This is a genomic window from Marinimicrobium sp. UBA4209, assembly GCF_002381585.1.
Classification (GTDB): Bacteria; Pseudomonadota; Gammaproteobacteria; order Pseudomonadales; family Cellvibrionaceae; genus Marinimicrobium; species Marinimicrobium koreense.
In genome coordinates this window covers 26,776-49,110 of sequence record NZ_DFTP01000067.1, presented here as the reverse complement: position 1 = coordinate 49,110, position 22,335 = coordinate 26,776, and the positions used below count along the sequence as shown (strand labels likewise).

The window sequence follows — 22,335 nt, the reverse complement described above, 5'->3', positions numbered from 1 at the left end:
CTGCGCGCTAACCCGACCTACGAGACTACTTTTCAAACGCACTCACAGTCTGGATGCTGCCGTCTTCGTTGTGAATCAACTCGGCCATCTTGATGTTGCGCAGGTGCGTCTCACCGCCCGAGATTTCACAGTCGTGGTAGAACAGGTAGTACTTCCCGTCCTTCTCCACCACTGAGTGGTGGTTGGTCCAACCGAGCACCGGCTCCAGCATGATGCCCTTGTAGGTGAAAGGCCCATAGGGGCTGTCACCCGTGACATAGGCGATGCAGTGAGTGTCGCCGGTGCTATAGGAGAAGTAGTAAGTGTCCTTGAATTTATGTACCCAGGGGCCTTCAAAATAGCGTCGGGCGTTATCGCCGGTTTTCAGCGGTTCGCCGTTTTCATCCAGCAGCAGAATATCCCGTGGCTCTTCGGCGAACTCGAGCATATCGTCGCGCAGCTTGGCGATTTTCGGGCACAGGGCCGGCTCGTCGTCGGCGGGGTACTGGTCCTGCTGGCTGAAGGTGCCGTTGACCCAGCGCTGCAACTGGCCGCCCCAGATGCCGCCCCAGTACAGGTAGTAGTCGTCACCGTCTTTGTACACGGCGGGGTCGATACTGAAGCTGCCTTTGATGGCTTCGGGCTGCGGCTCAAAGGGGCCTTCCGGGCGATCGCCAACGGCAACACCCAGACGGAACACATCGTCCGGATCTTTGGCGGGGAAGTAGAAGTAATACTTGCCGTCCTTCTCAGTGCAGTCCGGCGCCCACATCTGACGGGCCGCCCAGGGGACGTCGTTTACCGACAGCGCCAGGCCGTGGTCGGTCACCTCCCCGAAGGGCTTGTCCATGGAGAACACATGGTAGTCCTCCATGCAGAAGTGTGAGCCGTCATCATTGAATGGCACCCCGCCCTCCACATCGTGAGACGGGTAGATGTAGATTTTTCCCTCGAACACATGGGCCGACGGGTCAGCGGTGTACATGTGCGTCACCAGTGGCGCCGAGGAGAACTTCTGCTGAGATTTGGGGTTGGTGTCGGTCACGTGATATCTCTCTTTTTGGTCAATCATCTATTGAGTCAAACGTCGAACGGAACGGCGCCGGGCTGAGTTACCAGTGCCACAGCGTTCCGTCTTCCAGTCGGTTAACGGGGAGGCTGGCCCGCTTGTAGGGGTACTTCGCCGCCTCGACTTCGTCGATGTCCACGCCGTGGCCAGGAGTCTCTCCCGGCGTGAAAAAGCCGTCTTCGAATTGGTAGGCGCGGGTGAACACAGACTCCATCAGCTCGCTGTGGGGCATGTGCTCCTGTACGCCGAAATTGGGCACCCAGTAATCGAAGTGCAGGGCCGCGCCCATGCACACCGGAGACAGATCGGTCGCTCCGTGGCTGCCGGTACGCACACCCCAGAGGCTGGCAAAGTCGGCAATACGGCGCATCTGGGTAATCCCGCCGGCGTGAACCACGCTGGTGCGGATGTAGTCGATCAGTTGGTTTTGGATCAGCTCGCGGCAATCGTGAATGCTGTTGAAGATTTCGCCCACCGCCAGGGGGGTGGTGGTGTGCTGGCGGATCAGCTTGAACACGTCCTGGTTCTCTGCCGGTACCGCGTCCTCCAGCCAGAACAGGTGGTAGGGCTCCAGCTCTTTACCCAAGCGCGCGGCTTCGATCGGCGTCAGACGGTGGTGCACGTCGTGCAGCAGGTGCAGGTCCGGGCCAAATTCGCGGCGGATTTCCTCAAACACCCGGGGAATGAAGTTCAGGTACTTGTGCGTGGACCAGCTCTCTTCCGAGGGCAGATCGGCATCGGCGGGCTCGTAGGCCTTTCCGCCCTTGGGCACGCCGTAAATCTTGTCGATGCCGGGAATGCCGCACTGCACGCGAATCGCCTGATAGCCCTGTTTGCGGGCTTTTTCAACGGCGGCCAATGTCGCTTCAATGTCCTCGCCATTGGCGTGGGTGTAAGTCATGATGCGGTCGCGGCTGCGGCCACCCAGGAGCTGGTACAGGGGCATATTGGCCGCTTTGGCTTTGATGTCCCACAGGGCGACGTCCACACCCGCCAGCGCCGTCATGCCCACGGGACCGCGACGCCAGTAGGGGCCGCGATAGACAAACTGCCAGATGTCTTCAATGCGTTGGGCATCGCGGCCGATCAGGGCGGGCAGCACGTAGTCTTCCAGGTAAGAGACCACGGATTTCTCCCGGCCGTTCAGGGTCGCATCTCCAATGCCGTAGAGGCCGTCTTCGGTCGTGATTTTCACCGTCACGAAGTTGCGGCCCGGGCACGTCAGTATGACTTTGGCGTCGGTAATCTTCATAGTGTCATGCTCATTCGTTGTCGTCCTTTGCGCGCTCAGCGGCGTTCGCTCTGCGGTGGCCCCAGGTAGCTGGGTTTCAGACCACCGGTGTCAATCATCAACTTCTGTAGCGTGACCGCCGGGTCGACCCGATAGATCCGGAGGGTGTGCAGCCCCGGCTCGCGGATTGTGTGGGTGCTCACCGAGCGACGCACACCGTCACTGACGGCGGTTTCCCAGGCTTCGCTGCTCAGGTCTTCCAGGATGTCCACGACCTGGGGCTCGGCGTCATCAAAGGCGATGGCATAGCGCAGGCCGCGCCCCGGCACCAGGTTCAGGCTGGGGGCAAACAGCCCGTGTACGTCAAATTCACCGGTGCTGAAGAAGTAAATGTCGTACTCAACATAAGGGCTTTCGGCCGGATCTTCAAACTCTGTGTCCGAAATCGGGAAGGTACTGATCGACGATTGGGTGCGCCCGTGCTGCGGAATCACCTCCCAGCGGTGCCCACTCCGGTCCTGTTTACGATGGAAGTTCCCGGCTTCAATGCTGACGTAGCCATTGGTTTCGACGAAGCCTTTCACCTGTCTGGCCACGCGGGGGGCGGGTTTGAAGGTTTCCACCTGCACGCGGGCGCCGCCCCAGCCGGTGCCCTTCACAAATACGTGACCCTGGTGGGAGCCGGCCGGTGCCTGATCCCAGTCGATACTGACCTCCAGGGTGACCAGCTCGTTCACGGTGCCTTCGCGCTGGCTGACCTGAATCCACTCATCACTGGGTTCGGCGCTGAAGTCGAACGGTGCGGTGCCTTTGTTGAACACCTCAATCCGGTAGCTTTTCGTGCCATAGGGGCTGAAGGTGGGCAGGGTGTAGGCGCCGGGTACCGGCCAGGCCTTCTCCATGCCTTCCACGGCCACGCCCATGTCGGGTTTGCTGTGGGGCTGGTAGTCGTAGATCAGCGGCGCGGTGTTCTCCGGCGGGTTGTTCCAGTGGGTGTAGCCAATGCGCGGCTGGGACATCATATGATTCCACTTACCGTCACTGATCTCGGTGTGGTAATGATCCTCCAGCTCGGCATCGTGGCGGAAGCGCTCCCGGGCCCGTTCCCCGTAGTCATTGGCGTTGGCCCGACCCTGCTCGGCAAACAACTGGTTGCGGGCCTGGTCGATATACATGCGGGTGACGTTGGCGCTGGCGCGTACCAGGTGGCGCACCAACTGATCAAAGGCATCGCGCCGAGCCTCTGGCAACTGCGCATAAATGGCGTTGGCCTGCTCGGTGAGTGTGGCCAACTCCTGCTCGATACGTTCGGCTTCACGATAGTTCAACAGGCTGTAGGTATCGGCACTCTGTTGCTCCGGTTTGCGGCGGCCATTGTGCCGGGTGTAGCCAGTCACCAGCTCGGCAATGGGCTCGGCGAACTCGGCGCCGAATTCCCGCTCGGCCCACAGGCGTCCGAATTCCGGCAGGCGCTCGCGGTTCCAGTACTCCGGGTCCCAGGCCATGCGCAGGAAAAATTCGGTGGGGTATTCCATGGGCTTGATGTCGCCCACGTTGACGATCCAGATGCGGTCGGCTTCGTACTCCCAGGCCAGATTCATCTGTTCCCAGACTTTGGCGATCGGGGTCACGTTGATCCAGCGATAGGAGCGGGGCCCGCCCACATAATCGAAGTGGTAGTACACACCGGCGCCGCCACTGCGGTCGCGTTCTTCCGGGGTCGGCAGACGGCGGATGTTGCCCCAGTTATCGTCCGCCCACAGCAGGGTGACGTCGTCGGGTACCCGCATGCCTTTTTCGTAGAAGTACTGAACCTCTTTATAGAGTGTCCAGACCTGGGGAACGTCTTCAATGGGGCGATCGTCAAACACGTTTTTCAGAATCTCGCGCTGGTCGTCGACAATACGCTCCAGCAGTTCGATATTCTGGCCTTCACTCATGGGGGTGTCGGCCTGGCCGCGCATGCCCAGGGTGTAGACGCTTTCGTAGGGTTTGTTGCGCTCGGCGCCATCCACCCAGAACTCGTACAGGTTGTCCGGGTTGGTGGAGTATTCCCAGGCGCCTTCGCCGTAGCGGTTCCACTCTTTGTCGGCGCGCATCATCGGCTCGTGATGGGAGGTGCTCATCACAATGCCGTACTCGTCCGCCAGAATCATGTTCTGCTCATCGTCGTCGGCAAAGGCGTTGTTCCACATGGCGGGCCAGAGGAAGTTGCCTTTCAGGCGCAGAATCAGCTCGAACACGTGTTCGTAGAAGTCGTGGTTGTAGTCGCCGTAGTTTTCCTGCACCCAGCTGGTCAGGGCGGGGGCCTCATCATTGATGAAGATGCCCCGGTACTTCACCTTGGGCTGGTCCTGCAGGTTCAGATGACCATCGATGTAAAGGTGGTCGTGTTGCTGTGCGGGTACATCGGCGAACCAGTACCAGGGAGACACCCCGATTTCCTCGGACACATCGTAGGTACCGTAGATGGCGCCGCGCTTGTTGGCTCCGGCAATCACCAGCGCCTTGTCCAGGCCGGGCAGGGGGTTTTCCACCACTTCCATATGGTAGGCATCCCACTCGCCCTCAATAGGGGAGACATCCAGCTTACCGGCCTCAACCAGCTGTTGAATCAGGGAACTGCCGCTGAGGGTGCCGATGATCACCCCATGGCTGCCGAGCCCTTCGGTGCTGCGCACAATCTGGGGCTGCTTTCCCGTCACCCGCTGGATGTCGGCTTGAAGATCGCGCACCGCGCGGCGAACGCCGGGATCATCATTGGGATCGACGTAGAGATTGGCGATGTGTTCCTTGCCGACCAGGCTCAGGGCGCCGGCCGACGGGCTGTGGCTGACGTAGTCCGGGCCTTCCAGTGCGAGAGTCGGTGCAGCGGTCCCGGCCAGTAAACCTGAGACAAGTGCGCCTGTCAGTAGGCGGGAAAACGGCATAGTAGGAAACACCCGTTGGTCAATGCGGATGAACCGCATATTATCTTCTAGTCAAACAAACAATAAGATTAAAGGACTGAGCAATGGATTACAAGGGGGAGGAAAAAATCTTCAAGGGTGAAAACTCGGGGAAAGCTTTTGGGGCTGGAAGTGGCAGATGCCTGGCACTCCGGAACGTCGGATCGATTCACCCTACATAACGCTTGGTGCCGTATTTGACATAGGGAGGATCGGTCCGACGTCTCGGAGGCCTCGGACCGTCACCCACCGATGCCCGGGATTCGGGGTTATCAAAACTCGAACGAAAACCCTTTATCGGTCAGGCGCTCATAGGCCGCCGAATCGAACCGGTACAGGTTTGCCGCCCGGTGCGGTACGCCTTTCTGCTTTTCGTTGCAGGGTGCCAGCAGGTTCATCTTCATCATCTTGCGGCGGAAGTTGGGCTTGTCCAGCTTGACGTCCAGGATGGCCTCGTACAGCTCCTGCAGTTGCAGCAGGGTGAACTTCTCCGGCAGCAGGTTGAAGCCGATGGGCTCGTGGCAGACTTTGTGGCGCAGGAAGTTCAGGCCGTGATCGACGATCTCGGAGTGGTCGTAAATCAACTCGGGCAGGTCCTTGGCGTCGAACCACATGGCGTCGGACGTATTCCGGCCTGCCACCAGGGTGTAGTTTTCGGCGCTTACCAGGGCGTAGTAGGCAATGGTGACCACCCGCTCGTTGGGGAAGCGGTCCACCCGACCGAAGGTTTTCAACTGTTCCAGGTAGAGGTCGCGCACCCCGGTCAGCTCTTCCAGCAGGCGGGCGGCGGCGTCGCGCAGATTCTCATTCTGTTTGATAAACCCACCGGGAAGTGCCCACTTGCCTTTGCCTGGGCCCACATTGTGCTTGACCAGCATGATTTTGAGCTGGCCGTGATCCAGGCCGAAAATCAGGTTGTCGATGGAAAGCCCCGGAAGAACGTTGTCCGGCTCGTTCAGGGGTTCGACTCGGCTGTGTGGTCGCGTAGTAGATGGATTGTTGTTGGCCACAGTACACATCCCGATTGGTGGTTAGTAAATAGTAGTGATTTTGCGCAAATCTTCCTGAAACCTTCTAGGAACGGTCCGCTATCCGCTCAGAACCGGAGGGGGTAGCGGGTGCCGCGATTATAGCGATGCAAGGCATAAAGGTCGAGTGTTGGTCCGTATTGTATGACAAAACGGCGTATCAGGCAGTATTCAAGGCTGAGAGACAGGTCTCATAAAGGGAGGTTACAGATGCCACATTTTCGTCTAATTTACTATTTGACTATTAGTTGAACATGGTGCACTATCGATATAGTGGTCTGAATGACTATTACAGAATAATCAGGTAAGTGTTTGCAGGCAGTTGAGTTCCTCTGGGCGCGCTGCCGGTCGATACTGTGTTACATAATAACAACGGGGTAAAGCGCTATGGTTTATCGCGACAACGTTAAGAAAGGCATCACCTTCAAAAAGTCGATGCTTGCCATGTGTGTTATGGCAATGGGTTCACCCTCTTTGGCGCAAAACGCGTCTGAAGAGTCTCCTCTCCTAGAAGAAATCGTCGTCAGCGGCGTTCGCCAGAACCTGGAAAACGCCCAGGACATCAAACGCAACGCAGACACTTTTGTCGATGCCATTTCCGCAGAAGACATCGGCTCACTGCCTGACCGCAGCGTGCTCGAAGCCATGCAGCGTATGCCCGGCGTATCGATTGAGCGCTTCCAGGCCCCGGATGACCCGGATCACTTCGGTGTTGAAGGCAGTGGCGCGGTAATTCGCGGTATGAGTGCCACCCGAAGCGAGTTCAACGGTCGCGACTCCTTTACCGCCAACTCCGGTCGTGGCCTGAACTTCCAGGACGTGCCGCCGGAACTGATGGCCGGTGTTGACCTGTACAAAAACCAGTCTGCCGACATGATTGAAGGTGGTATTGGTGGTACGGTCAGTCTGAAAACCCGTAAACCCTTCGATCAGGATGGCCAGATGATCGCCTTTACCGGCGATGTCTCCTATGGCGATATGGCCGAAGAGGCCTCCCCCACGGTATCCGCGCTGTACAGCAACCGCTGGATGACGGAGGACCTGGGTGAGTTCGGCCTTCTGGTGAACGCTTCCTACTCCGAGCTGATCGGTACCTCCCACGGTATCCAGAGTGATGCCTTCGTGAAGTACCAGGCAGCCACCCTGGGAGCGCCCGAGAGCGTTGCCATGGAAGATGGCCAAGTGTGGATGACCAACGGTTCGAACTTCTTCACCAAAGAAGATGACCGGGTCCGTCAGGGCTTTGCCGCTGCCGTTCAGTGGGCCAGCCCCGATGAAACCCTGGAAGCGACCGCCGAGTTCCTGCGCTCCGACGCCCGTCTGAGCTGGAAAGAGAATGCCGTTAAATACCAGGGTGGCTACGGTGAAGAGAATGACGATGGCACCGTGAGCGAGAGCCGTCGTGCCCGTCCGTACCCTGGCACCGAGTTTGCGTTCGACAGCGACAGCATCTTTGAATCCGGCTATATCACCGACGGTGGTGGCTGGCGCGGCGGTGAAGGCCGTGTACCCCGCGGCTGGGAAGGTGAAGGCGATGCGCCGGAAGGCTATGCCACCACCAACGATTACTTCGGTCAGAAGTTCCAGGCCGATACCCGCTACAAAGACACCCGCACCATCGTGGACGATCTGAGCTTCAACGTGAAGTGGACTCCGAGCGACGCGTGGGAATTCGAGGGTGATTTACAGTTTGTCGATGCCACCACCGAAGATGACGACCTGCAGGTTGCTAGCGGCCTGTACGCGCTGCAGAACTTCAGCCTGCTGGGTGATACGCCTCGCCTGGCCATTGTTGAACCCTGGGATGGTCGTCGCGACGCCAATCCTGAGTGGTACGACACCGATTTCCCGGGTTTCTCCAACGACCCGGCAGGCGACAGCAACTACTTCCAGGATCTGGATTCCTACTGGCTGCGTTCGGCCATGGACCACTACGAGCGCTCCGAGGGTGAATCCCGGGCTGCCCGGTTCGACATGACCCACTACCTCGACAATGGCGATTTCTTCCGCTCTGTCAAGGCCGGTGTGCGCTATGCCGAGCGTAACCAGATCGTTCGTAGCACCTCCTATAACTGGGGTCACATCGGTGCCGAGTGGGCGCCGAACGGTGGCGAAGGTGCGCTGTGGTTGTCCGAGCTCGACCCGGAAATCCGCGACGATTTTGAATATGTCGACTGGTCCGACTTCCACCGCGGTGACGTAGTGGCTATCCCCGGTGACGGCTTCATCTTCCCCTCCGAACAGTTGTTGAAAGACGTCATCGCCGGTCGTACTCTGCCCCAGAACAACCCGGGCGCCGAGGGTGTCTGGGAGCCGTATGCCACTCGTGATGAGGTGATTCCGGGCACTTATTTTGCTCCGGCAGAAGTTTATGACACCACCGAAACCAACAAAGCGGCTTATGTTCGTCTGGACTTCGGTTCCGATGCGTCTGCTGTACGCTACAGCGGTAACATCGGTCTGCGCTATGTTGAGCTGACCCGCGATGCGGCCGGTTCGGTGCAGTTCCCTGACCTGATTGGTCAGCCGTATCCGGATGGTGCGCCAACCGATCTGACCGACCGCGGCGCCATCCGCAAGTGGGCGGAAGATCAGGTGGGACCGTTCGATCCGGCGCTGTTTGAGTCGGAGCAGGACTGGCTGGATGAAGTCAACACTCTGTTGTCCTACTCTCGCGATGCCAACAACTGGTTGAGCGATACCGAGAAAGCCTTCGGTAACGACTACGATGAAAACGAGCTGGGTGAAACCGCTGAATGGGACGGTGTACTGCCAAGCTTCAACTTGAAGGTTGAGCTGACCGACGATCTGATCAGCCGCTTTGCCGTGTCCAAGGCTATTGCGCTGCCGGATATGTCGGAAGTGCGTAACCAGGCTGTGTTGGGTGCTCGTGGCTTGAACACCACCCGTGTGCCGATCGATGAAGACGCCCCGGTTGAACCCGGACCCGAAGACAGCGGTACCGACATCCTGTCAGTCGGCGATGTCGTCTGGACCGGTAACGGTGGTAACCCGGCGCTGCAGCCCATGGAGTCCATTCAGTGGGATGCCTCTCTGGAGTGGTACTTCGCACCGGTCGGTTCGTTGACTGCCAGTATCTTCTATAAAGATCTCAAGAACTTCTTTATCGAAGGTGCGCTGCCGAGAACCTTCACCAACCCGAGCACCGGAACGACTCAGACGGTTGAGTTCACCACCACCCGCAACGGTGAGGAAGGTAAGCTGCAGGGTATCGAGCTGGCTTACCAGCAGTTCTACGACATGCTGCCAGAACCGTTTGATGGCTTTGGTATCCAGGCGAACTATACCTACATCGACTCCGAAGGTATTCCGAACTTCTCTGGCAGCGGTATCGCCACCGAAGCGGACCCGGAAGATAACCCGACGCCGCAGCCTGGTCTGGAAGCATTCGATCCGGCGGCCTTGTCTGGTCTTCCCCTGCGTGGCCAGTCTGAGCACACCGCCAACCTCGTAGCGATGTATGAGAAGGGCGATTGGTCGGCGCGCCTGGCTTACAACTGGCGCTCCAAGTATCTGGTGACCACTCGTGACGTGATCAGTGGCCAGCCGATCTGGAACAACGACGCGGGCTTCCTGGATGGCTCGGTGACTTACCAGCTGACCGATGAAATCTCCATCGGCCTGCAGGGTACCAACCTGGCCAACACCCAGACGGAAACCCTGATGACACTGGATGGTGAAGGTCGCGAGACCGGCCGCTCCTGGTTCGTCAATGACCGTCGTGTGGCTCTGACCGTGAAAGCCGTGTTCTAAACACACGGCTGGACCCGGGCCAAGAAAGGCGCAACCTTAATCGGTTGCGCCTTTTTTTATGGTTTGCTCAGGCTCTGCTGAGTCGGGATAATGCCGGTATTGAATAATAATCGCAGTGAGGCAATCAGCATGACGGTAGGACCCCAGCGTATTGTCATCGTGGGCGGCGGCACGGCGGGCTGGATGAGTGCGGCGGCATTGGCACGGTTGCTACCCTCCCGGGTAAGCCTGCAACTGATTGAGTCCGAGCAGATCGGCACCGTCGGTGTCGGTGAGGCTACGATTCCACACATCCGCTATTTCAACGCGTTGTTGGGCATTGATGAGCGCGAGTTCATTCGCGCCACTCAGGCGACCTACAAGCTGGCCATTGAATTTGTTGGCTGGGGACGCGAGACCAGCCGTTACCTGCATCCCTTCAGTGCGTTTGGTGGTGATATCGACGGCATCGACTTCCATCATTACTGGTTGCGCACCCGGGATGAGTGGCCCGAGCTTAACCTGGATGCGTTTTCTCTGGCGGCACAGGCCGCCCGGCTCGGCCGTTTTGCGCCGCCGCCCGAGCACTCTGAATTCGGCTATGGTTATGCGTTCCATCTGGATGCTTCCCGCTACGCAGGGTATCTGCGTGCGTATGCGGAGCAGCGTGGTGTTACCCGCACCGAAGGTCGGATACAGTCGGTTATTCCGCGCGAGTCTGATGGTGGTGTTGCGGCGCTCACTCTGGAGTCCGGAGAGCGCATCGAGGGTGATCTGTTTATTGACTGCTCCGGCTTTCGTTCGCTGTTACTGGGGCAGACACTGGGTGTGCCATTCAACAGCTGGAAGCACTGGCTCCCCTGTGACCGGGCCGTGGCGATCGCCAGTGGTGCGCTTTCAGAGCCGCCATCGTTCACGCGCTCGACGGCTACCACCACCGGGTGGCAATGGCGTATCCCTTTGCAGGAGCGGACCGGTAATGGCCAGGTATACGACAGTCGGTCCATCAGTGACGATGAGGCTTGCGCCCAATTGATTGGCTCGCTCAATGGCGCACCTCAGAGCGACCCCAACCTGATTCGCTTTGAGGCGGGGGCGAGGGCGCGCAGTTGGGATAAAAACGTCATTGCCATTGGGCTATCCAGCGGCTTTCTGGAACCGTTGGAGTCCACCAGTATCTACCTGATTCAAATGGCCATTTTCAAACTGGTGGAATTCTTCCCCAATAGCGAAAGTGGCGCGGTGGGGCGCGAGGCGTTCAACCGCTGGATGAGTCTGGAGTATGAGCGGGTTCGGGACTTCATCATTCTGCACTATCACCTCAATCAACGCGAAGACTCGGAATTCTGGCAGGACTGTGCCCACATGTCGGTACCCGAGGGGCTGCAGCGCAAAATCGCCCTGTTCAAGGAGTCCGCGACAATCGAGTTTTACGATCAGGGATTGTTTGCGCCCCCCAGTTGGCTCGCCGTTTATCTGGGGCAGGGACTGAATCCCGAGGCGATTGACCCTCGGGTCGCCCAGCAACCGGTTGCCTCGCTCAAGGGGCCGCTGGAGCAGTTGGCGAACCACCTGAATCGCACTGCCCAGGCCCTGCCTCTGCATCGGGAGGTGTTGGCCCGTGGAGGTGTTGCACCCAGTGCGGCGGCTCCCATGAGTCTATACGGAGGCCGCTATGGATAAAGCCAACCTGGAGCACCTTGTGGTCGTGGGTAACGGACTGGTCGCCGCCGGGACGGTGGTGACACTGGCACGGTTTCTCTCCCGCTATGGCGCTCGTGTGACCTGGATTCGCACGGGCGAAGACGATGTTTCACCCGTGGAAGTCGCTCAGCCGCCTTTTCTGGAGTGGCTGGCGATGGTCGGGTTGCCGGAACGGGACCTGATGGTTCGCGCCCAGGGACTGTTTTCTCTCGGAGTCTTGGGGCAGGGGACCAAGGGCGAATTCTTCATGCCCTATGGCCGCCATGGAATCCCGGCCGCGCCGGCCAGTTTCGAGCATGAGTTTTTCCGGGCCTACGCCCCGGACAAGCAGGCCCGTTTTAATGAGCATTTCCTGGCTACCCAGGCGGCGCGACGGGGGCGGTTTGATTTCCCGGTCAATGATCCTCGCTCGGTCAAATCCACGCTGCGCTACGGGATGACCCTCGACAAACGCGCAATGGGAGCGCTGTTGGCCGAGTATGCGGACTCTCTGGGCGTGTCTGCGGTACGCTGCACCCGGTTGAGCGTCGAAGCGGATCCGCAGTTCGGCATTCAGCGTTTACGCCTGGATGATGACGAGTCGGTGCAGGGCGATTTTTACCTGGACGCGACGGGCGACGAGGCGTTACTGATTGGGCAGGGTTTGGGCGTGCCATTTGAGGAGGCGTCCGCTCTGTGGTCGCACCACTGGGTGGGCCGGGGTGGAACAACCTTGGACTGGATGCCCTACAGTACATTGACTCAACAGGTTTGGGGCTGGCAGCGCGCGGCAGATACTCAGCAAAGCGGGGTCGTGGAGCGATGGGTATCGCCGGGTGAGGCTGCCGAGCAAGCCACAGCAAAAATGCAATCCCAAGACTGCGATTGGGTGAAATATCCGCTGCAGTGGGGGCAGCGCGAAACGCCCTGGCGGCATAACTGCCTGGCCCTGGGCCGGGCGGCGGGACAGCCCGGGGAACTGCTCTGTTCGGAGTGGCATCGTGCCTGTCAGTCACTCCTGCTATGGCTTGAGCTGTTGCCGGATGCGGCCGGTCGGCCCGCGCTTCGTAGCGAGTTCAATCGACGGGACCGGGCGCTGTTTGAAAGCTGGCGGGAACTGCACGAATTGCTGATCCTCGCTGATGACCCCCGATCAGAGGCGGTGACCGAATCGCTGCGCTGGCGCCTTCAGGTGTTTGAATCCTTTGGCCGGCTCTGGCACCGGGATCAGGAGCCCCTGCCGGATGAAACCCAGTTGGCATTGCTGATCGGGCTGGGCTGGCGTTCCGCCTCGGCGGACAATCTGCTTGCGGAGGCGTCGGCGGACGACTTGCGGCGCAAGCATCAACGTATCTATGACACACTGGTATCGGCGGCCGAACGCATGCCGACCCTGAAACAGGTGATTCAACACCACTGCCCGGCAGTTGTGTGATTGACAGAGGTAATGACGATGGACAACCGTGTTCGTAAAGTGATGATCGTCGGTGGTGGCACCGCCGGCTGGATGGCCGCAGCGGCAATGGCCAAGGTTCTGAAGAACCAGTACTGCGACATCCAATTGGTGGAGTCGGACTCGATCGGCACGGTCGGCGTAGGGGAGGCTACCATCCCCCAGATTCAGCTGTTCAACCAGATGCTCGGCCTGGATGAGAATGAATTCATCCGACGCACCCAGGGAACCTTCAAGTTGGGGATTCAGTTCGTCAACTGGGGGCACATTGGCGAGCGTTATCTTCATGCGTTTGGTGAAGTCGGCAAGGATATGGAGGGAGTGCAGTTTTACCACTACTGGCTAAAACTGTTCCAGGCCGGCGAAGCCCCCAATATCGACGCCTACACGCTGAACTGTCAGGCGGTCGAACAGGGGCGGTTCATGCGTCCGGTGGATGCGGGGAATTCGCCCTTATCCCGTATTGCCTATGCATTTCACTTTGATGCGGCCCGCTACGCCATGTTCCTGCGAGACTATGCCATGGAGCGCGGAGTGCGTCGTCGGGAAGGCAAAATCGAGCGGGTATCGCTCCGTCCGGGTGACGGGTTTATCGAATCAATTACCCTGGATGACGGTGAAACCCTGGAAGCCGATCTGTTTATCGATTGCTCCGGCTTCAGGGGGCTGCTGATCGAGCAGGCACTGAAAACAGGCTACGAGGAGTGGTCGCGCTGGCTGCCCTGCGATCGCGCGGTGGCCGTCCCCTGCGCTAAAGTGGCGGAGCCGGTGCCCTATACTCGCTCCACCGCTCATTCGGCGGGCTGGCAGTGGCGAATTCCCCTGCAGCATCGCACCGGCAACGGCCATGTTTATTGCAGTCAATTTATCAGTGACGATGAAGCGGCGGATACCCTGTTGAAGAACCTGGATGGTGAGCCGCTGGCGGATCCGAAGTTCATTCGCTTCACCACCGGAAAACGCTTGAAATTCTGGAATAAAAACTGTGTGGCACTGGGGCTGGCCAGTGGTTTTATGGAGCCGTTGGAGTCCACCAGCATTCATCTGGTGCAGTCCGGGATCGCCAAATTGATGAGCCTGTTTCCAAACCGGAATTTTGATCAGGAAGATATCGACGAATACAACCGCCAGGTGGATTTCGAATATACCCGCATCCGGGACTTCCTGATCGCCCACTATCACGTAACCCAGCGCGACGACTCCGAGTTCTGGAATTACTGTCGGACCATGGATGTACCCGATACCCTGAAACAGAAAATGAATCACTATCGGAAAAACGGTCGCATCTTCCGCACCAATGAAGAACTGTTCAACGAGACCAGTTGGCTGGAGGTGATGCACGGTCAGGGCCTGAAGGCGGAAGGCTACCACCCGATTGTAGATACTCTGTCGAAAGATGAAATTGCCCGACGCCTGGAGAGTATTCGCAATGTGATCAACAAATCCGTGGAGTATATGCCGAAGCACTCAGAATTCATCGCCAAACACTGCGCAGCGCCCGCCAACACCGAGTAGGTCGGATTCGCCCCGCAGGGGCGTAATCCGACAAACTCTACCAAGCGGCCCGTTCCCCGTAGGTCGGATTAGGCCATCGGCCGTAATCCGACAACTTTTAATCTCACCAAGAACAGCAAAAGGCCAGCATGAAATCTCTCGCTCCCCTTTCCATATTATTTGTCACTCTATTGGCCCCGGCGGCCCACGCCCAATTCGTCGATCACTTCGAGGGCAATGAAATACACCCCGACTGGCAGTACTTCACCGGCGACGGTGACGCGCGCCTGAACTTTGTCCCGCTCGACGGCCATGCACGCATGGAAGTCGATGCCACCGATGATCAGCACAACGTCTGGTGGTCCATCATCAAACGCAATGTCGCACCGCATCTGGATATGGAGAAACTCGCCAGCCCCGACTACGAGCTGCGCATTGAGGCGCGTATCCGCGTCAGTGATGCGCCGCGGCGGGTAAACTTCATGATCAATACCCAACGCACCACGGATTTTCATCAACACCTGCGGGAATACGACATTCCCAATACCACCGAGTGGCACACCATCAGTATGACCACTGAAGGGTTGGATGCCGTGCCGGGCGACGACCTGAATGTCCAGCTCAGCGCCACTGACTGGGGCCTCGGCCAGTACCATGTGGACGTGGACTACTACCGTGCAGACGTAGTGCGGGCGGCCGATGCCGAGGCGGATGTGGGAGAACCGCTGGTGTACCATCCGCCCATCCCGGCACTGGATACCTTCACCCAGCATCGCCCCGCTGATCACGACGTTGTCCTGAACCGGGATTACCCGATGGTCAACTTTGATGGTTGGCATACAGAGGAGAAAGGAACGAAGGTCCCCGTGTTGACGGTCAGCGCCGACCAGTGGGTGTTGCTGCGCTGGGATCTGTCGGCATTAAATAACGCTGAAGCCGACGGGGCGGGCGTATTGGAGCTTACCACCCAGTCGGTGCAGAAGGGAGGGAACTACGTCGCCGCCTATGAGGAAGACCTGGGCGTCGAGTTCGATAAAATCCGGGTGTTCGAAGTCATGGGCGGCCCGGAGCAATGGGATCAGAAAGAACTCACCTTTCAGGGGTTCGCGCGCGAAGAACCGTTGGAGACCCTGGTCAACGGCCAGATGGTGTTTGACGTAGAGCCGGCCGCGGAGCGCGGAGGAAAAACCCACATAACCCTGTCACGACCAGTCATGCAGCGTCTGCTGGATGGCACCACCAAGGGGCTGCTGATCCGTCCGCTCGGCGCTTTGGAGGCCACCTTCTACGACAGTCAGGCGGACGACCCGAAACGGGCCCCCACCTTGTACTTCAACCTGCAGTAAGTACTGTCGGCGCATTGTCGGATTACGCCCCTGCGGGGCTAATCCGACCTACTCGTAGAATGAAAACCACCCAGCAGCCCAGTAGGTCGGATTAGGCCAGCGGCCGTAATCCGACAGTCACACAGCACGCGGAGAACTAGAGGACCTTGGTCCTCGAGTGGGCATAAAAAAACCGAGCCATTTGGCTCGGTTCTTTAATGTGGTGCCCAGGAGAGGACTTGAACCTCCACGACCGTAAGGTCACTAGCACCTGAAGCTAGCGTGTCTACCAATTTCACCACCTGGGCAGGTGATTCGCTCGGCGTGTCATCAGCCGAGGACGCGCACTATAATGTCGAATATGGGCCTTGTCAACGGTTCGGATGTCAGGAAATTAAATTTTTTTGGACTAAACTGAACTCATCCATGGGTTTATGGGCCTAACTGGCCTATAATGTCGGCAAACAGTCAACCAATTGCCCCCAAAAGGGCTCTTTCTGCGCCTACCTCGGCCTTGAAACCTCTCAGGCTTCCGTCCATATCATCCGTAGGCGACTTACTATTGGCCCTCACAAGGGGCATTCATTTTCCGTTACAGGATATCCGTTTTGAGCAAAGAGAAACACCCGAAGCACGACCCCTACGCTGAGCGAGAAGCACAGAAATACGATAACCCCGTGCCCAGCCGCGAATTTATTCTGCAATTGTTGGAAGACGCCCCGGGCCCGGTGACGCACCCGGAAGTCTGCGAGATGCTCGACCTTCGCGACGAGGACCAGGTTGAGGCCGTACGCCGGCGCCTGATCGCCATGGCCCGCGACGGGCAGCTGGTCAGCAACCGCCGCGGCGCCTTCGCCCGGCTGGACAAAATTGATGTAATCCGTGGCCGCGTCCAGGGTCATAAAGATGGCTACGGCTTTGTGATTCCCGCCAAGGGCGGCAATGACCTCTATTTACACAACCGTCAGATGCGCCGGGTGTTCGATGGCGACGAAGTACTGGTCCGTGTCACTGGCTCCTACCGGGGCAAGGATGAGGCTGCGATTGTTGAAGTCCTCTCGCGCAACACGGAACAGCTGGCCGGTCGCCTCTTTCGCGAGGACGGGGTGCAGTTCGTTTCGCCGGAAAATCAGCGAATTACCCACGACATTCTGATTCCGCCCGGCGCCGAAGGTGATGCCAAGTCCGGTCAGATCGTGGTGGTGGCCATTACCCAGCAGCCGGACAAGAAACGCCCGGCGACCGGTATGGTCATTCAGGTGCTGGGTGACCATATGGCACCCGGGATGGAGATCGAGCTGGCCATCCAGTCTCACGGCATTCCCAGCGAGTGGCCCGCCGAGGCGCTGAGCGAAGCCGAAGCGCTGTCCGACACCGTGCAGGAAAAAGACAAGCAACACCGGGTCGATATTCGCCACCTGCCGTTTGTCACCATTGATGGCGCCGACGCCCGGGACTTTGACGACGCGGTGCTGTGTGAGAAGCGCAAAGGCGGCGGCTGGCGTCTGTCCGTCGCGATTGCCGATGTGTCCCATTACGTTCCTTGCAACAGCGCGCTGGATGTCGAGGGGCGCAAACGTGGCAACTCGGTGTATTTCCCGGACTATGTGGTGCCCATGCTGCCAGAGGCCATCTCCAACGGCCTGTGCTCCCTGAACCCGAAGGTCGACCGCCTGTGCATGGTGTGCGAGATGAATCTCGACGCCGAGGGCAAGATCACCAGCTACAAGTTCTTCGAAGGCGTCATGCACTCCCATGCGCGGCTGACCTACGACCAGGTGTGGGACATTCTTCAGGCCGATGGCGATGATGAGCATCCGCTGCGCCAGGAGTTCAAGGAAGTGCTGCCGCAACTGCACAGCCTGCATAAGCTCTACAAGGTCCTGCGCAAGGCTCGGGATGAGCGCGGTGCCATCGACTTTGAAACCGTTGAAACCCAGATCGTCTTCAACGAAGACCGCAAAATCGACCGGATTGTCCCGGTTCAGCGCAACGATGCGCACAAGCTGATCGAAGAGTGCATGCTGTGCGCCAACGTGTGCACCGCGCGCTTTCTGGAGAAGCACCAGATCACCTGTCTGTACCGGGTGCACCAGGGGCCGACCGAAGAGAAGCTCGCCAACTTGCGCGAGTTTCTGGGCGAGCTGGGTCTTGGCCTCGGTGGCGGCGCAGACCCGAGTTCGGCCGATTTCCAGGCACTGATGCAACAGATTCAGGGCCGCTCGGACAGCCATCTCATTCAGATGGTCATGCTGCGCACCCTGCGCCAGGCGGTCTATCAGGTGGACAACGAAGGTCACTTCGGTCTCGGCTTCGATGCCTACACCCACTTTACCTCACCGATCCGTCGCTACCCGGACCTGCTGGTTCACCGGGCCATCCGGTCTGTCATCCGCAGCGACCGCCAAACCGCCAATGTCGCGCGGGTCGAAGGTGCCAAGCCGCTGTCCCGCAAAGAGATCTACCCCTATGAAACCGGGGATGTGGTTGCTCTGGGCGAGCACTGCTCCATGACCGAGCGGCGCGCGGACGAAGCCACCCGGGATGTGGCCAGCTGGCTCAAGTGCGAATTCCTGCAAGATCATGTCGGCGAGGTGTTCGACGGCGTGGTGGCCTCGGTGGTCGGTTTTGGCTTGTTTGTCGAGTTGAAGGATCTGTACGTCGAAGGGTTGGTCCATATCACGGCACTGCCGCACGACTACTACCGGTTCGAGCCCGCCCAGCACCGACTGGTGGGCGATCGCACCCGCAAGGTGTTCAGCCTGGGTGATGAGCTCCGGGTGCGAGTGGTGCAGGTCGATCTGGACAGTCGCAAAATTGATTTTGAAATGGAGTCGGTCACCGCGACCCGTCGAGGCAAGGGCAAAACCAATGCCCGTCCTCCCGCCGCTGATGGGCGGGATGCCGTCCCCAAAAAGTCGGGCAAGGGCAAAGGCCGTGGCCGCTCGCGGGGTGGCAACGACGAGCGTGGCCCGTCCCGTTCATCCAAACGAGGTTCATCCGGACAACGTCATGGTAAACAGGAAAGTCAGAAAACTGCGCATTCGAAGAAAACTGGAACAGTTCGATCGGAGAAAGCGACTCAACCGACTGAGAGCCGGTCTCTACTTGCGTCGGCGGCAGCTGGCTTTAAAAAAGCGCTGGCTAAGTTTACGAAGAAGAGATAACCACTGGTTTGAAAACCTGTGCAGCCTTCGCCAGAGGGCGTTGAGTCGGGCCGGCGGCAGTAATGACCGGCCCGGTGATTGATCGAAGATTCAGAGCCGGAACCATCTGTGAGTAAGAGTGAAATCGTCTTTGGCCTGCACTCGGTGCAGGCGCTGTTGAAAAGTGCCCCGCAGCGGGTGTTGGAGCTGTACTGCCTGCAAGGGCGCGGCGACCAGCGTCTGCAGAAAATCCTGAAACTGGCCGAGGCGCAAGGCGTGTCGGTTCAGCCGATGGGGCGGGGCAAGCTGGATGCCCTGGCCGAAGGTGAAAACCACCAGGGCATAGTGGCGAACTGTCGGCCCGGGCAGGTCCACGATGAAGGCTTTCTGTTTCAGCGGTTGAGTGAGCTGGACCACCCGCCGCTGCTGCTGGTGCTCGATGGTGTGACGGACCCCCATAACCTGGGGGCCTGCATGCGTACCGCCGAAGCGGCCGGGGTGGATGCGGTGATCGCGCCCAAAGACAAGTCGGCCGGCCTCAACCCGGTGGCCCGCAAGGTGGCCTGTGGTGCGGCGGAGGTTCTACCCTTTGTGCCGGTGACCAATCTGGCCCGCACCCTCAAAAAACTCCAGGAATCCGGCATCTGGCTGGTGGGCGCGGCGGGTGAAGCGAGTGCGTCCGTCTATCAGAGTGATCTGAAAGGCCCAATCGCCCTGATCATGGGGGCTGAGGGGGAGGGGCTGCGTCGCCTGACCCGGGAAACCTGCGATTTTCTGATCAATATTCCCATGGCGGGCACAGTCAGCAGTCTGAACGTCTCGGTCGCCACCGGGGTCTGTCTGTTTGAGGCGGTGCGCCAGAGGGCTCGGTAGCGATCTGTTATCCTTTTTTGGTCATATGATTTTTAAGACTATAAGGCGCCTATTTAGGCGCCTTTTTCGTTTTATAGGGCCAAAAATCTTGAAAACAACAACTTTAGACGGGGCTGCTACCGGTTTTTGGCTTGATGTTGCGCGTCTACGGCCTTATATTATATTACTTATAAAGTCATTCCTCGGTCGAGTGAGTAGGGCGCTCACGGGGTGCCGCGTGGTGTTGGTCGTTCCCTGGTCGGGTGGCTGCAATGCCAGCATCTTGGTCGCCAGAGCCCACGAAAAACATTGACAGAAACACGGTTTCGCATATTATAATACAAAACAGATTGGTAACTGATGCACACTCCTGTGCTGCAAATAAAAGGTAATGGTTCTATGACGTCTTATGCACTGGGCCTGGATTATGGCTCCGACTCGGTTCGCGCACTGTTGGTGGACACCGCCAATGGACAGGAAGTTGCCACCACCGTGGTGCCTTACAAGCGCTGGAACCAGGGGCTTTACTCCGAACCGGCCAAAAACCAGTTCCGCCAGCACCCGCTGGATTATCTGGAAGGGGTTGAGCAAGCCGTACAGGGCCTTTGGGAAGAGGCGCCGGCCGGCGCGGCGCAGCAGGTAGTGGGTATCAGCTTTGATACAACCGGTTCCACACCGGTCCCGGTGGACAGCGAAGGCGTCGCGCTGGCGCTGAAGCCTGAGTTCGCCGAAAACCCGAACGCCATGTTCGTGCTGTGGAAAGACCACACTGCGATCAAAGAAGCCCAGGCCATTACCGCAGCGGCCGAAAAGTCCGAGCCCAATTACCTCAAGTATGAAGGTGGTATCTACTCCTCCGAATGGTTCTGGGCCAAGGCCTGGCACGTCATGAAAGCAGATCCCGCCGTCGCCGAGGCCGCGTACAGCTGGGTCGAGCACTGTGACTGGATGCCCGCGATACTGACCGGCACCACCCATCCGAGCAAATTCCGTGCGGGTCGCTGCGCGGCGGGTCACAAAGTGATGTGGCACGAAAGCTGGGGTGGCTATCCCCCCAACGACTTCTTTACCGGGCTGGACCCGGTGCTGGACGGGCTGCGTGATCGCCTGCCCGCTGAGACCTTTACCTCCGCCGAAACCGTGGGCCCCCTGACCGAAGAGTGGGCCGACAAGCTGGGCCTGCCGGCGGGCATCCCGGTCGGCTTTGGCGCCTTTGATTGCCACATGGGCGCAGTGGCGGCCAACGTCAAACCCGGCGTGCTGACCAAGGTGATGGGTACCTCTACCTGTGATATTACCGTCGCGACCTATGAAGATATTGGCGATAAATGCATTCGCGGTATCTGCGGTCAGGTGGACGGCTCAGTGATTCCCGGCCTGGTGGGCCTGGAGGCCGGTCAATCCGCCTTTGGTGACCTCTATGCCTGGTTCCGCAACCTGATCAACTGGCCGGTGCAGACCCTGTTGGCCAGCAGCGACTCTCTTGATAAGGCCACGCGCACAAAACTCGCCGAAGAGCTCGAAGACAAAACCCTCGCCGCCCTGGGCGAGGCCGCCAGCCAGATTCCCGCCGGCGAGACGGGCATTACCGCGCTGGATTGGGTCAATGGCCGCCGCACCCCGGATGCCGATCAGACTCTGACCATGGCCATCGCCGGCTTGAAAATGGGCAGCGAGGCTCCGCAGATTTTCCGTTCCCTGGTGGAGGCCACCGCCTTTGGTGCTCGCGCCATTATTGAACGTTTCAAGTCCGAAGGTGTGGCGATCAACTCTGTGGTGGTGATCGGCGGTATCTCCAAAAAATCCGACTTCATCATGCAGGTCTGTTCGGATGTCTGGAACTGCCAGATCGATGTACTGGAAAGCGAGCAGAGCTGCGCCCTGGGCGCCGCCATTTTTGCCTCCACCATTGCCGGTGTTCATCCGGATGTGGCCGCGGCCCAGAAGGTGATGGCTTCGCCCGTGTGCAAGAGCTACACGCCGAACGCCGATAACGCCGCCGTTTATGATCGTTTGTACCAGAATTACCAGGCGCTGGGCGCCTTTGTGGAAGGAGAGCGCAAATGAGCTACCGCGAACTGAAAGAGCAGGTATTCGAAGCCAATATGGAGCTGCACCACCGCAAGCTGGTGGTGTACACCTGGGGCAACGTATCGCAGATCGATCGTGATAAGGGCGTGGTGGCCATCAAGCCCAGTGGTGTGGCGTACGAAGATATGAAAGTGGACGACATTGTTGTGGTCGACCTCGACAATAATGTAGTGGAAGGCAAGATGCGTCCTTCCTCGGACACCAAAACCCACACCCATCTGTATCGGCACTTCGAGAGCATTGGCGGGGTGACTCACACGCACTCCACCTACGCTACCGCCTG

At 58.9% G+C, this 22,335-nt stretch carries 13 protein-coding genes and 1 tRNA gene; 9 read left to right on the top strand and 5 right to left on the bottom strand.

Going from position 1 to position 22,335, the window contains the following annotated elements; genetic code table 11:
* Positions 1–25: 25 nt before the first annotated feature.
* The 4 genes from B3187_RS09680 to B3187_RS09665 all read right to left on the bottom strand — a co-directional run bounded on the left by B3187_RS09680 (position 26) and on the right by B3187_RS09665 (position 6,237).
* Positions 26–964 carry a glycoside hydrolase family 43 protein gene (locus B3187_RS09680; RefSeq protein ID WP_286806087.1) on the bottom strand — a complete coding sequence of 313 codons (939 nt, stop codon included), beginning with the start codon at positions 962–964 and terminating at the stop codon, positions 26–28.
* A gap of 127 nt (positions 965–1,091) precedes the next feature.
* On the bottom strand, positions 1,092–2,300 hold the full coding sequence (gene manD / locus B3187_RS09675; RefSeq protein ID WP_286806071.1) for a D-mannonate dehydratase ManD: 1,209 nt from the start codon (positions 2,298–2,300) through the stop codon (positions 1,092–1,094).
* 35 nt (positions 2,301–2,335) lie between these two features.
* On the bottom strand, positions 2,336–5,209 hold the full coding sequence (locus B3187_RS09670) for a glycosyl hydrolase 115 family protein (RefSeq protein ID WP_286806069.1): 2,874 nt from the start codon (positions 5,207–5,209) through the stop codon (positions 2,336–2,338).
* A 290-nt stretch (positions 5,210–5,499) separates the two neighbouring features.
* Complete coding sequence (locus B3187_RS09665; protein ID WP_024462366.1) at positions 5,500–6,237, bottom strand: NUDIX hydrolase; 738 nt, start codon at positions 6,235–6,237, stop codon at positions 5,500–5,502.
* Between the two features lie 405 nt (positions 6,238–6,642).
* On the opposite strand from B3187_RS09665, the gene B3187_RS09660 reads away from it, so the two are divergent.
* The 5 genes from B3187_RS09660 to B3187_RS09640 all read left to right on the top strand — a co-directional run bounded on the left by B3187_RS09660 (position 6,643) and on the right by B3187_RS09640 (position 15,984).
* Positions 6,643–10,029, top strand: coding sequence for a TonB-dependent receptor (locus tag B3187_RS09660; RefSeq protein WP_246004439.1), 3,387 nt, complete (start codon positions 6,643–6,645; stop codon positions 10,027–10,029).
* A gap of 129 nt (positions 10,030–10,158) precedes the next feature.
* A complete protein-coding gene (locus tag B3187_RS09655) occupies positions 10,159–11,691 on the top strand; it encodes a tryptophan halogenase family protein (protein WP_286806066.1) in 1,533 nt (510 codons plus the stop codon).
* Positions 11,684–13,126: a tryptophan 7-halogenase gene (locus B3187_RS09650; RefSeq protein WP_286806064.1), complete on the top strand. Its 1,443-nt coding sequence runs from the start codon at positions 11,684–11,686 to the stop codon at positions 13,124–13,126. Before B3187_RS09655 ends, B3187_RS09650 begins: the two co-directional genes overlap by 8 nt.
* A gap of 18 nt (positions 13,127–13,144) precedes the next feature.
* On the top strand, positions 13,145–14,659 hold the full coding sequence (locus B3187_RS09645) for a tryptophan halogenase family protein (RefSeq protein WP_286806062.1): 1,515 nt from the start codon (positions 13,145–13,147) through the stop codon (positions 14,657–14,659).
* A gap of 128 nt (positions 14,660–14,787) precedes the next feature.
* On the top strand, positions 14,788–15,984 hold the full coding sequence (locus B3187_RS09640) for a hypothetical protein (RefSeq protein ID WP_286806060.1): 1,197 nt from the start codon (positions 14,788–14,790) through the stop codon (positions 15,982–15,984).
* A 200-nt stretch (positions 15,985–16,184) separates the two neighbouring features.
* Here the strand turns inward: B3187_RS09640 and B3187_RS09635 are convergent.
* Positions 16,185–16,271 (bottom strand) — tRNA-Leu (locus B3187_RS09635).
* A 300-nt stretch (positions 16,272–16,571) separates the two neighbouring features.
* Here B3187_RS09635 and rnr point away from each other — a divergent pair.
* The 4 genes from rnr to B3187_RS09615 all read left to right on the top strand — a co-directional run.
* A complete protein-coding gene (rnr, locus tag B3187_RS09630; protein ID WP_286806058.1) occupies positions 16,572–19,130 on the top strand; it encodes a ribonuclease R in 2,559 nt (852 codons plus the stop codon).
* A 108-nt stretch (positions 19,131–19,238) separates the two neighbouring features.
* Positions 19,239–19,982 carry a 23S rRNA (guanosine(2251)-2'-O)-methyltransferase RlmB gene (gene rlmB / locus B3187_RS09625; protein ID WP_286806056.1) on the top strand — a complete coding sequence of 248 codons (744 nt, stop codon included), beginning with the start codon at positions 19,239–19,241 and terminating at the stop codon, positions 19,980–19,982.
* 378 nt (positions 19,983–20,360) lie between these two features.
* On the top strand, positions 20,361–22,028 hold the full coding sequence (locus B3187_RS09620; RefSeq protein WP_286806054.1) for a ribulokinase: 1,668 nt from the start codon (positions 20,361–20,363) through the stop codon (positions 22,026–22,028).
* On the top strand, positions 22,025–22,335 hold a 311-nt coding region (locus B3187_RS09615; protein WP_286806052.1), incomplete at its 3' end, for a class II aldolase/adducin family protein. The genes B3187_RS09620 and B3187_RS09615, both read left to right, overlap by 4 nt.

Bases quoted from the DNA above. Each gene is read 5' to 3' on its own strand.
- manD (WP_286806071.1), bottom strand. From the start codon at position 2,300: ATGAAGATTACCGACGCCAAAGTCATACTGACGTGCCCGGGCCGCAAC.
- B3187_RS09655 (WP_286806066.1), top strand. From the start codon at position 10,159: ATGACGGTAGGACCCCAGCGTATTGTCATCGTGGGCGGCGGCACGGCG.
- B3187_RS09640 (WP_286806060.1), top strand. From the start codon at position 14,788: ATGAAATCTCTCGCTCCCCTTTCCATATTATTTGTCACTCTATTGGCC.
- B3187_RS09680 (WP_286806087.1), bottom strand. From the start codon at position 964: ATGTACACCGCTGACCCGTCGGCCCATGTGTTCGAGGGAAAAATCTAC.
- B3187_RS09670 (WP_286806069.1), bottom strand. From the start codon at position 5,209: ATGCCGTTTTCCCGCCTACTGACAGGCGCACTTGTCTCAGGTTTACTG.
- B3187_RS09660 (WP_246004439.1), top strand. From the start codon at position 6,643: ATGGTTTATCGCGACAACGTTAAGAAAGGCATCACCTTCAAAAAGTCG.
- B3187_RS09645 (WP_286806062.1), top strand. From the start codon at position 13,145: ATGGACAACCGTGTTCGTAAAGTGATGATCGTCGGTGGTGGCACCGCC.
- B3187_RS09650 (WP_286806064.1), top strand. From the start codon at position 11,684: ATGGATAAAGCCAACCTGGAGCACCTTGTGGTCGTGGGTAACGGACTG.
- B3187_RS09620 (WP_286806054.1), top strand. From the start codon at position 20,361: ATGACGTCTTATGCACTGGGCCTGGATTATGGCTCCGACTCGGTTCGC.